General features: G+C 51.1%; 9 protein-coding genes and 5 tRNA genes. 9 read left to right on the top strand and 5 right to left on the bottom strand.

The features are described 5' to 3' along the window. Positions 1-144: 144 nt before the first annotated feature. Positions 145-882, bottom strand: coding sequence for a pyruvate formate lyase 1-activating protein (gene pflA / locus HPC37_RS02565; RefSeq protein WP_235961297.1), 738 nt, complete (start codon positions 880-882; stop codon positions 145-147). An 83-nt stretch (positions 883-965) separates the two neighbouring features. Further along, on the bottom strand, positions 966-1367 hold the full coding sequence (locus tag HPC37_RS02560) for an NUDIX hydrolase (protein WP_208121661.1): 402 nt from the start codon (positions 1365-1367) through the stop codon (positions 966-968). A gap of 254 nt (positions 1368-1621) precedes the next feature. Between HPC37_RS02560 and cspE the strand changes: the two genes are divergently transcribed. The 7 genes from cspE to HPC37_RS02525 all read left to right on the top strand — a co-directional run bounded on the left by cspE (position 1622) and on the right by HPC37_RS02525 (position 3470). After that, a complete protein-coding gene (gene cspE, locus HPC37_RS02555; protein ID WP_208121660.1) occupies positions 1622-1831 on the top strand; it encodes a transcription antiterminator/RNA stability regulator CspE in 210 nt (69 codons plus the stop codon). A gap of 172 nt (positions 1832-2003) precedes the next feature. Then, positions 2004-2819 (top strand): glucosamine-6-phosphate deaminase, encoded by an 816-nt coding sequence (gene nagB, locus HPC37_RS02550; protein ID WP_208121659.1) that lies wholly within the window; start codon positions 2004-2006, stop codon positions 2817-2819. A 189-nt stretch (positions 2820-3008) separates the two neighbouring features. Next, positions 3009-3085: transfer RNA gene (locus HPC37_RS02545), tRNA-Met, on the top strand. 5 nt (positions 3086-3090) lie between these two features. Continuing rightward, positions 3091-3175: transfer RNA gene (locus HPC37_RS02540), tRNA-Leu, on the top strand. 24 nt (positions 3176-3199) lie between these two features. Next, positions 3200-3274: transfer RNA gene (locus HPC37_RS02535), tRNA-Gln, on the top strand. 23 nt (positions 3275-3297) lie between these two features. Then, positions 3298-3372 (top strand) — tRNA-Gln (locus HPC37_RS02530). Between the two features lie 13 nt (positions 3373-3385). Then, positions 3386-3470 (top strand) — tRNA-Leu (locus HPC37_RS02525). A gap of 270 nt (positions 3471-3740) precedes the next feature. Here HPC37_RS02525 and HPC37_RS02520 read toward each other — a convergent pair. From HPC37_RS02520 to HPC37_RS02510, 3 genes are all read right to left on the bottom strand, one after another. Beyond that, on the bottom strand, positions 3741-3965 hold the full coding sequence (locus HPC37_RS02520) for a hypothetical protein (protein WP_208121658.1): 225 nt from the start codon (positions 3963-3965) through the stop codon (positions 3741-3743). Between the two features lie 105 nt (positions 3966-4070). Continuing rightward, positions 4071-5573, bottom strand: coding sequence for a sodium/proline symporter PutP (putP, locus tag HPC37_RS02515; protein ID WP_208121657.1), 1503 nt, complete (start codon positions 5571-5573; stop codon positions 4071-4073). Between the two features lie 10 nt (positions 5574-5583). Further along, positions 5584-6276 carry a YggS family pyridoxal phosphate-dependent enzyme gene (locus HPC37_RS02510; RefSeq protein WP_208121656.1) on the bottom strand — a complete coding sequence of 231 codons (693 nt, stop codon included), beginning with the start codon at positions 6274-6276 and terminating at the stop codon, positions 5584-5586. Between the two features lie 382 nt (positions 6277-6658). Between HPC37_RS02510 and thrA the strand changes: the two genes are divergently transcribed. Next, positions 6659-9118, top strand: a complete 2460-nt coding sequence (gene thrA / locus HPC37_RS02505; protein WP_208121655.1) for a bifunctional aspartate kinase/homoserine dehydrogenase I — start codon at positions 6659-6661, stop codon at positions 9116-9118. Next, positions 9118-10062 carry a homoserine kinase gene (gene thrB / locus HPC37_RS02500; RefSeq protein ID WP_208121654.1) on the top strand — a complete coding sequence of 315 codons (945 nt, stop codon included), beginning with the start codon at positions 9118-9120 and terminating at the stop codon, positions 10060-10062. The genes thrA and thrB overlap by 1 nt, the downstream gene beginning before the upstream one ends. Positions 10063-10067 lie beyond the last annotated feature (5 nt).

Raw genomic sequence — 10067 nt, 5'->3', positions numbered from 1 at the left:
AAAGCGCCCGCCGCAGGCGGAAAAGATAGCGATGACGGCGTCATGAAAGAAAACAAAGAAAAGAAAAAATGAGATAATGGCGTTATAAAAAACAAAAGTGCGGTCAAAAAAAACCGCACTTTAAACCCAAAGTGCGGTGCAACATCAATACGTCACATTATCATGATAACGCAACAAAATGGCCTGAATATGATCCATCTTCTCCTTACTTGGTGGCTGAACATCCTCAAGCTCATACTTCTCACCCATCGCCTCCCACTTATGCTGGCCTAAACGATGATACGGCAACAACTCCACCTTCTCAATATTCTTCATATCCTTAATAAACTCGCCCAACAACGTCACCGAATGATCATCATCCGTATAACCTGGCACCACCACATAACGAATCCACGTCTTCTGATTACGCTTTTGCAAATAACGCGCAAACTCCAGCGTCCGCTTATTCGGCACCCCGATCAAATTATGATGAATCGTATCATCCAGCTGCTTGAGGTCCAACAGCACCAAATCGGTCACATCCAACAGCTCATCAATCACCGCATCATAGCGGCGCACAAAACCATTGGTGTCTAAACAGGTGTGAATGCCTAACTCCTTGCACGCGCGGAACCAATCGCGCACAAAGGCCGCTTGCAAAATCGCCTCCCCGCCCGAGGCTGTCACCCCGCCGCCGGAGGCCGTCATAAAGTGGCGATAGGTCACCACTTCTTTCATCAGCTCTTCAACGGTGATTTCACGCCCGCCGTCGAGATCCCACGTGTCGCGGTTGTGGCAATATTTGCAACGCATAAGGCAGCCTTGCATAAAAAGAATAAAACGAATCCCTGGCCCATCCACGGTGCCGCAAGATTCAAAAGAATGAATACGCCCGATAGTCATAATCTGTCCAACATAAAAAAAGTATCGCTAGTTTATCGTAAAGTGCGGTTAATGGCGATAGCCGATCGCGCGAAACCGCACTTTTAATCGATCAGTTGCTTGGCGTGGAGGTACTCCACCACCAAGGTGGCCGCTTTGGAGCACTTGGCTAAATCCGCGGTGGTGATCCACGCCAGCTCCGCGATTTCGTGGCAGGGCTGGGGCTCGCCGCGAAACTGCCCTTGGTAGCAGCGCATCACCACCATCACGCCTTCAGGCTTGCCGTCAGCTTGGGCGGCAAAGCGCTCAACAAAGTGCAGGCTGGCTTCATCAAGGGTGACGTTGAGCTCTTCTTTCACCTCTCGCACCAGCGCTTGGGCGTCGCTTTCGCCCGCTTCACGCTTGCCGCCTGGCAGGTAGTAGGCGGTTTTGTTGTGAGAGCGGGTGACCAGCAGCTTGCGATTGTCTAGCACAATCAAGGCGAGTTTGTCGATGTGGTCGGTCATAAATCCTCCTGTGTTTGGGCGTATTGTAAAAAAGGGCGGTTTTAAATGCAAAATAAAATGCGAAATGTGTTGCTTTAATTGATTGGGCGTGTTCTAATGCTTGCCAGCTAGACAGCAGTTTATATAAAGTTCGTTTTGAGTACTTCCTTTTCACATTTGTTTGTTTTTTGAAAGTCCTTTCTACCACCTCTAAATTCCCGTGTTAGCCACGTGCTTTTCAAGCAAATGTATTTTTAAAAAAGAAGGAAGACACTATGTCTAAATCAACTGGTTCAGTTAAATGGTTCAACTCAACTAAAGGCTTCGGCTTCATCACGCCTGCCGACGGCGGCAAAGATTTGTTCGTGCATTTTTCAGGCATTTTGGGCAACAATTACCGCACGTTGGAAGAAGGCGCGAATGTTGAGTTCAACGTGCAAGACTCTCCACGCGGCCCAGCGGCGGTGGATGTGGCGGTGATTTAATCGCCCCTGTCTTGCTAAAGCCACCTGCGGGTGGCTTTTTTATATCTGAAAAACATAAAGTGCGGTTGGGCTTTGCGCTACATCACAATCTCGGCAATTTGGGCGCGCGTTGGCTTGTTTTTGGTTATCAAAAGTGCTTAACTAGCAGGAAAGTTCCACCTAGGAGAGAATTATGCGACTGTTACCTTTGCAAACCGCCGAGCAAGTCTGCCGCTGGTCTGCTGATTATATTGTGAATAAAATTAATGCCTTTGCGCCAACGCCTGAGCGCCCGTTTGTGCTGGGCTTGCCCACTGGCGGCACACCGCTGAAAACCTATGAGGCGTTGATTAAGCTTTATCAACAAGGCAAAGTGAGCTTTAAAAATGTGGTGACGTTCAATATGGACGAATACGTCGGCCTGCCGGAAGATCACCCTGAAAGCTACCACACTTTTATGTGGAAGAACTTTTTCAGCCATATCGACATCCCAAAAGAGAATGTGAACATTCTCAACGGCAACAATCCAGATCACATCACCGAGTGCCGCTTGTATGAAGAGAAAATCCGCGCCTATGGCAAAATTCACCTGTTTATGGGTGGCGTGGGCAGCGACGGGCACATCGCCTTTAATGAGCCAGGTTCGTCACTGACCTCGCGCACGCGGATTAAAACCCTCAATGAAGACACGCTGATTGCCAACTCGCGCTTTTTCGACAACGACATCACCAAAGTGCCGAAATATGCCCTCACCATTGGTGTGCAAACCTTGATGGACGCCGAAGAGGTGATGATTTTGGTCACAGGCTACAGCAAAGCGCTGGCGCTGCAAGCGGGCGTGGAGGGCGCGGTGAACCATTTGTGGACGATCAGCGCACTGCAAATGCACGCCAAGGCGATTATTGTGTGCGATGAGCCAGCCACTCAAGAGCTGAAGGTGAAAACGGTGAAATATTTCACCAATTTGGAAGCGGACGAAATTCAACGGATGCAGCAAACCGCACTTTGATATTTGAACGTGCAAAATGCGCACACATTTTGCACAAAAAGTGTTGCCCTTGGGCAAGAATCATTTTAAACTGGTTAATCTGTATCCGAATAAATAAAAATTTGGACTTTTTCATAAAAAGAGGTTGACGAAGTGCGCCTAAGTTAGCATAATGACGCACGCAAAACGATGAGATGTTCAAGCGTTTTTGGCTATGTAGCTCAGTTGGTTAGAGCACAACACTCATAATGTTGGGGTCACAGGTTCGAATCCCGTCATAGCCACCAAACACGCGGGAATGGCGAAATTGGTAGACGCACCAGATTTAGGTTCTGGCGCCGAGAGGTGTGTGGGTTCAAGTCCCTCTTCCCGCACCATGGGCACTCATTGAATTCAACAGGTGGGGTATCGCCAAGCGGTAAGGCACTGGGTTTTGATCTCAGCATTCCTAGGTTCGAATCCTAGTACCCCAGCCATCTTTTTAACGTTTCAATTCAATTGGGGTATCGCCAAGCGGTAAGGCACTGGGTTTTGATCTCAGCATTCCTAGGTTCGAATCCTAGTACCCCAGCCATTACTTTACGATTGCGGATGTGGCGAAACTGGTAGACGCGCTAGATTCAGGTTTTAGAGCCGAGAGGTGTGTGGGTTCGAGTCCCACCATCCGCACCATTTCTTTTAAAAATCCCTTTATTTCAAAGCATTACATTCTAAAGTCACTTAATTTTAATCACTTTTAGCCAACGTTCTAGACGAATTTACGCACGAATTACGCACAAAATCACCTGCTGAGTTATCAATTATGTGGCAATCACTGTGTTTAAGGCAGTAAAAAGCCCACCAAAGTGGGCTTTTAAAATTAGTGTTTGGTGACTTTGCTGGCGAAGTAGGCCCAGCCAACCATAATGAGAGCAAATATGAATAATCCGAATGTCATTCCCATCACTGCATCTCCTCTTTCATTTTTCTAAACTTGCGGCCAGCAATTAAGCCACTATAGGCGCCAGCCCCAAGTAAAAAAGAATTTATAAGTTTTAAATAAACAGGATCATTTCCATAAAGTATAACAGGAACCGCCATAATAGCAACTTTTGCCACATCAACGGAGAGCTTGGCCCAGTCATCTAACGTTTCTTGCTCGATAGGTTTCTTGAGTAAGTTTAACATTATTTTGCCTTTTAACGTGTATCATCTTTAAATCATACTGTGTACACACTCCAACACGCGTACTCAACTCAAAGTGCGGTCAATAATCTCACCGCACTTTTACTTTTAAAGGCTCGCGCTGTAGCGCGATTTGGCGCGTTGGTAGCGTTGTTCGATGGCGTCACTTGGTTTGGCACTCAGGAGTGAGGCCAGTACGATGGCGATGCTTGAGCCGATAAAGCCTGGGATCATTTCATACACTTGGCTGGATGGGAAAATCACCTTCCAGAAAATTACGATCAAGGCGCCGGTAAGCATGCCAGCCATGGCGCCGCTGGCGTTGGTGCGTTTCCAAAATAACGAGAACAGCACAATCGGGCCAAAGGCGCAGCCAAAGCCAGCCCACGCGTGTTCAACTAGCCCAAGCACTTGGCTATTTGGGTCATGGGCGATGACGATGGCCACCACCGCAATCAACAGCACCATCACGCGCCCCAGCCACACCAGCTCTTTTTCGCTTGCGTTAGGGCGGATAAAGCCGCGGTAGAAATCCTCGGTGATGGCGCTGGAGCTAATCAAAAGCTGGCAGCTTAAGGTGCTCATCACCGCCGCTAAAATGGCGGAGAGCAAGATGCCCGCAATCCAAGGGTTGAAGAGGTTGCGCGCCAGTTCGATGAAAATTTGCTCGCTGTTGGCGTCCACCACCTGCGCCTCGCTTGGGTTGACATAAAAATAGGCAATGCCGAAAAAGCCGATCGCGACCGCGCCAATCAGGCAGAAGATCATCCACGCGATGCCGATGCGCCGCGCGCTGGTGAGCGATTTGACGCTATCGGCCGCCATAAAGCGCGCGAGAATGTGCGGCTGGCCGAAATAGCCTAAGCCCCATGCTGAAAGGCTCAACAGCCCGATCAATGAGGTGTCGGTGAATAAATCGGTGAAATCTTTACCGCTGGCTGCACCGGCTTGAGCAATCACCTCGGGCAGTTTTTCCGCCCCGCCGATGCTAAAGAGCACAATCACAGGCGTGATAATCAACGCCAGCACCATCAGCGTGGCCTGCACGGTGTCTGTCCAGCTCACCGCCAAAAAGCCGCCGATAAAGGTGTACGCAATGGTCGCCAACGCGCCATACCAAAGTGCGGTCGCATACGGTGTGCCGAAGAGGTTTTCAAACAAACGAGCGCCAGCCACCACGCCCGAGGCGCAATAGATGGTGAAAAACACCAAAATGGTGCTCGCGGCAATGATTTTCAGCCACTTGTGCTGGGCGCCAAAGCGCGCTTGGAAATATTCCGGCAGGGTTAAGGCGTTGTCGTAACATTCGGTGAAAATGCGCAGCCGGCCGGAGACAAACACCCAGTTGAGACACGCCCCCAGCGTTAAGCCAATGGCAATCCACGCTTTGACCAAGCCCGCGGCATACACCGCGCCCGGCAGCCCCATCAGCAGCCAGCCCGACATATCGGAAGCACCGGCCGACATGCCCGTGACAAAGCCGCCAAGCTTGCGCCCGCCTAAGATGTAGTCAGATAAATTTTGTGTGTAACGGTAGGCCAGCACGCCGATGAACAGCATGCCGAGGATATAAATCACAAAGGTGATAATGGTTGGGTCTAAGCCAAACATTGAACAACTCCTAATTTTTGTTGTATTGGCGGGCACCAAAAATCGCTGTGCCAATGCGCACTTGGGTTGAGCCGTGGGCAATGGCTTGCGCCATGTCGTCTGTCATGCCCATTGAAAGCGTGTCGATGGCGCACTCTGGCAGTGCGGCTTTGAGTTGGTTAAACAGCGCCTGCATTTGCGCAAACGCCTCACTCCCCTTGCCAGGCTCGGGGATGGCCATCAGCCCGCGCAGGGTTAAATTTGGCAAGGTGGCAATTTTTTCTGCCAGTGGCAGCACCTCGTCCACCGCCACGCCGGATTTGGAGCCCTCTTGGCTGATGTTGACTTGAATCAGCACATTCAAGGGCGCCATGCCTGCCGGGCGCTGCTCGCTTAGCCGCTGGGCGATTTTTTCACGCTCTATGCTTTCCACCCAGTCAAAATGCTCGGCCACCAAGCGCGTTTTGTTCGATTGCAACGGCCCGATAAAATGCCACTGCAGCGCCACGCCGCGACGTTGAAAGTGCGTGATTTTGCTCACGCCTTCTTGCACATAGTTTTCACCAAAGGCGCGCAGGCCAGCCTCAATGGCCTCTTCAATGGCCTCAACAGGTTTGGTTTTGCTCACCGCCAGCAAGGCGACAGAACCCAAAGTGCGGTTGGCCTGCGTGGTGGCTTGTGCAATTTGCCCTTGAACACGGGCGATGTTTTCGCTGATCGACATAGTTGTTGGGTGTTTGCATTAAAGCGTAAAGCATAGCGAGTTGCGCGCAAATTGTCACTGAAAATTGCCAAGATTTTGCATTTTCACCATTGCTGACTGCACAAAATGCAACTGAGCGCGGGCAAAGTAAAAAATTTAAAACAGTTGCTCACTTTTTTGTTGACAAGCGAGGGGGAATTTTGTAAATCTATGCTATCAAAAACGGAAATAGAACACAGACCATCATGCAAACGCTGTTAATGCCTACCACCATGATTATCATGACCATCTCCCAGGTGGCGGGCTAGCATTGGTAAAAATTAAGCAAAACCCGCACCAACTAGTGCGGGTTTTTTTATGATTTGATAAAATTGAAAATAACAAATGATGAAGGAGTAGACTTATGCGAGTGCTTAAATTTGGTGGGACATCCCTAGCCAACCCGGAACGGTTTTTGCAAGCCGCGGAGTTGATTGAAAAAGCCCACCTGGCAGACCAAGCCGCAGGCGTGCTGTCAGCGCCGGCCAAAATCACCAATTTTTTGGTCGCGCTGGTGGAAAAAGCCTGCAACGGCGAGGATTTTGAAGGCGATTTCCAAAGCGCGAAACAGATCTTCCACGTTATCATCCACGGCCTGCACGACGCCAACCCTAAACTCGACAAAACCGCACTTTTACACACCATCGACACCGAATTTGAGCAGTTACACAGCGTTTTAGACACCATCGCCGCCCAGCGCGAGTGCCCAGATAGCGTCAACGCCACCATTTTATGCCGCGGTGAAAAGCTCTCCATTGCCATGATGCGCGCCTGGTTTGAGGCCAAAGGCTACCAAGTAACACAAATCAACCCAGCGGAAAAATTGGTCGCCAAAGGCTCGTATTTAGAATCCTCTGTTAGCATCACCCAATCCAAAGCGCTGGTGGACGCGCCGTCTATCCCGAAAGATCACATCGTGCTGATGGCCGGCTTCACCGCCCGCAATGAAGCAGGCGAGCTGGTGTTGCTCGGGCGCAATGGCTCTGACTACTCCGCTGCCGTGCTGGCCGCTTGCTTGGACGCCGATTTTTGTGAAATTTGGACCGACGTGGACGGCGTGTTCACCTGTGACCCACGCTTGGTGCCTGACGCGCGCTTGCTCGACAGCTTAAGCTATCAAGAGGCAATGGAGCTGGCCTATTTTGGTGCGAAAGTGATCCACCCGCGCACCATCGGCCCATTGGTGCGCACCAGCATCCCCTGCGTGATCAAAAACACTGGCAACCCGCAAGCGCCTGGCACTTACATCAACAACGATGTGAAATCCGATTTTTTGCAAGTCAAAGGCATCACCAACCTAGATAACGTCAGCATGTTCAACATCTCCGGCCCTGGCATGCAAGGCATGGTGGGCATGGCCGCGCGCGTGTTCTCCACGATGTCAAAAGCGGGCATTTCGGTGATTTTAATCACCCAATCATCATCAGAATACAGCATCAGCTTCTGCGTGCCGAGCAAGCTAGAAGCACAAGCCAAAACCGCACTTGAGATGGAATTTGCCGAAGAACTCGCCGTGAAAAAACTCGAGCCGCTGGATATCATCAGCGATTTGTCGATTGTTTCCGTGGTGGGCGATGGCATGAAAAAAGCCAAAGGCATTGCCGCGCGCTTTTTCACCGCGCTGGCCAAAGCCAACATCAACATTGTGGCGATTGCCCAAGGCTCGTCTGAGCGCTCCATTTCGGTGGTGGTGCCGCAGGCCAAATCGGTGCAAGCGGTGCGCGCCACTCACCGCGCGTTGTTCTCGCAATACCGCGAGTTGGATGTGTTTATCGTCGGCACAGGCGGTGTCGGGGGGGAGTTGGTTGACCAAATCGAACGCCAGCAGCGCTACCTTGAGCAAAAAAATGTGGCGATCAACGTGTTCGCTTTGGCTAACTCCCAAAAATTACTGCTCAGCACCAAGCCGCTGAATTTGCGCAATTGGCGCGAGCAGCTCGACAACGCCAATGACACCCTCGACCTTGAGCGCTTGATGCAATTTATTAAAGAAAATCACCTCGTCAACCCGGTGTTTGTTGACTGCACCTCAAGCCAAGCGATTGCCGATGCCTATGCCGACTTGCTCGCCAGCGGCTTCCATGTGGTGACACCGAATAAAAAAGCCAACACCGCTGATATGGCCTATTATCAGCAGCTACGTACCGTGGCGGCGCGCAACCATCGCCAGTTTATGTATGACACCAACGTGGGCGCAGGCCTGCCGGTTATCGACAACTTGCAAAAACTGATTGCCGCTGGTGATGAAATCCAACGCTTTGACGGCATTTTGTCTGGCTCCTTGTCGTTTATCTTCGGCAAGCTCGAAGAAGGCATGACACTTTCTGAAGCCACCAAACTGGCCAAAGAAAAGGGCTACACTGAACCTGACCCGCGCGATGACCTCTCCGGCAGCGACGTGGCGCGCAAATTGTTGATCCTTGCGCGCGAATGTGGCCTGAAAATGGAGCTTGACGATGTCGAAGTGGAAGGCGTGCTGCCAGCGGGCTTTGCTGAAGGCGACAGCATTGATGAATTTATGCAAAAATTGCCACAATTGGATGACGAATTTGCCCAAAAAGTGCGCCGCGCACAAGAAAACGGCCAAGTACTGCGTTATGTAGGCCGCCTAGAAGACGGCAAATGCAAAGTGTCGATTGTGGCCGTTGACGGCGATGACCCACTTTATAAAGTGAAAAACGGCGAAAATGCGCTGGCGTTTTATTCGCGCTATTACAACCCAATCCCACTGCTACTGCGCGGCTACGGCGCGGGCAATGATGTGACCGCGGCGGGGATTTTTGCCGATATTTTACGCACAGTGCAAAACGGAGGCGCGAATTAATGCTACGAGTCTATGCCCCAGCCTCCAGCGCCAATGTTAGCGTCGGGTTTGACACCTTAGGCGCGGCGGTTTCACCGATCGACGGCTCACTGCTTGGTGATGTGGTGCAAATTGAAGACATTGCCAGCGGCTTCGAGCTGGAAAGCGCGGGTTATTTTGTCCGCAAACTGCCCAAAGAGCCGCAAAAAAACATTGTCTATCAAGCCTATGTGCTCTTTAGTGAACGCTTGGCGCTGCAAAATAGCAAAGTGCGGTCGCTGCGCTTGACGCTGGAAAAAAACATGCCGATCGGCTCAGGGCTTGGCTCAAGCGCGTGCTCGATTGTGGCGGCATTGGTGGCACTCAATGAGTTTCACCAACGGCCGTTTTCCAAAATGGAGCTGCTGGAGATGATGGGCGAGCTCGAAGGGCGCATTTCAGGCTCGGTGCATTACGACAACGTGGCGCCGTGCTTTTTGGGCGGCATTCAGCTGATGGTGCAATCGCTGGGCAACATCAGCCAACACTTGCCATTTTTTGAGCATTGGTATTGGGTTCTCGCCTACCCGGGCATTGAGGTCTCCACCGCCGAGGCGCGTGCCATTTTGCCAAAAAGCTACTCCCGCCAAGATGTGATTGACCACGGGCGCTATCTCGGCAGCTTTGTTCACGCCTGCCATACAGGGCAAGAAAACCTAGCCGCGATGATGATGAAAGATGTAATCGCCGAGCCTTATCGCGAGCAGCTGCTGCCGAATTATGCCTTTGTCAAACAAGGCTGTCGTGACCTCGGCGCGCTGGCCAGCGGCATTTCAGGCTCGGGGCCGACGATGTTTGCCATCACTCCTGATTTGCTCACGGCCAACAAAGTCAGCCAATTTTTGGAAAAAGAGTATCTACAAAATAACGAAGGTTTCGTGCATATTTGCCAGCTCGACATGCAAGGCGCACGCGTAATTGATTGAGGACG

The organism is Spirabiliibacterium mucosae (assembly GCF_014884965.1).
In the GTDB taxonomy this organism is placed as follows: Bacteria; Pseudomonadota; Gammaproteobacteria; order Enterobacterales; family Pasteurellaceae; genus Spirabiliibacterium; species Spirabiliibacterium mucosae.
This window is presented reverse-complemented; position numbering and strand designations above follow the sequence as displayed.

Excerpts from the sequence above, each read along its gene's own strand:
- pflA (WP_235961297.1), bottom strand. The coding sequence starts at position 882 with ATGACTATCGGGCGTATTCATTCTTTTGAATCTTGCGGCACCGTGGAT.
- HPC37_RS02560 (WP_208121661.1), bottom strand. The coding sequence starts at position 1,367 with ATGACCGACCACATCGACAAACTCGCCTTGATTGTGCTAGACAATCGC.
- cspE (WP_208121660.1), top strand. The coding sequence starts at position 1,622 with ATGTCTAAATCAACTGGTTCAGTTAAATGGTTCAACTCAACTAAAGGC.
- nagB (WP_208121659.1), top strand. The coding sequence starts at position 2,004 with ATGCGACTGTTACCTTTGCAAACCGCCGAGCAAGTCTGCCGCTGGTCT.
- HPC37_RS02520 (WP_208121658.1), bottom strand. The coding sequence starts at position 3,965 with ATGTTAAACTTACTCAAGAAACCTATCGAGCAAGAAACGTTAGATGAC.
- putP (WP_208121657.1), bottom strand. The coding sequence starts at position 5,573 with ATGTTTGGCTTAGACCCAACCATTATCACCTTTGTGATTTATATCCTC.
- HPC37_RS02510 (WP_208121656.1), bottom strand. The coding sequence starts at position 6,276 with ATGTCGATCAGCGAAAACATCGCCCGTGTTCAAGGGCAAATTGCACAA.
- thrA (WP_208121655.1), top strand. The coding sequence starts at position 6,659 with ATGCGAGTGCTTAAATTTGGTGGGACATCCCTAGCCAACCCGGAACGG.
- thrB (WP_208121654.1), top strand. The coding sequence starts at position 9,118 with ATGCTACGAGTCTATGCCCCAGCCTCCAGCGCCAATGTTAGCGTCGGG.